Source organism: Streptomyces sp. WAC04114, assembly GCF_019733245.1.
Taxonomy (GTDB): Bacteria; Actinomycetota; Actinomycetes; order Streptomycetales; family Streptomycetaceae; genus Streptomyces; species Streptomyces massasporeus_A.
On sequence record NZ_JAIGQA010000431.1, the window covers coordinates 1 to 364 of the forward strand.

General features: G+C 74.7%; 1 pseudogene. It reads right to left on the reverse strand.

The window, feature by feature from the left end:
• Positions 1-364 (reverse strand): annotated as a pseudogene (locus K4G64_RS39630) (carbon monoxide dehydrogenase subunit G); the annotation flags it as partial.

The following is a 364-nucleotide window of genomic DNA, read 5'->3' on the forward strand; positions in this document are numbered from 1 at the left end:
CGTCGGCGGAGGCCGTGCCGTCGTAGACGATGGTGCAGCCGTCCTCCGCCGCACGCAGGGCGATCCGCAGGCTGAGCTTGACCGAGCCGCTGCCGCGCGACTCCGCCGCCTCGCCCTCGACGCCGTAGGCGTCGTCGTCCGCGCGCGTGGCCGCCGCGGCGAGCTGCTCCGCGAAACGGTTCAGCAGCCGGGTGACGGCGCTCTCCACCGCGTCCGCCGGGAGCTCCTTTATCCGTCCGTCGGCGGAGGCCGTGCCGTCGTAGACGATGGTGCAGCCGTCCTCCGCCGCACGCAGGGCGATCCGCAGGCTGAGCTTGACCGAGCCGCTGCCGCGCGACTCCGCCGCCTCGCCCTCGACGCCGTA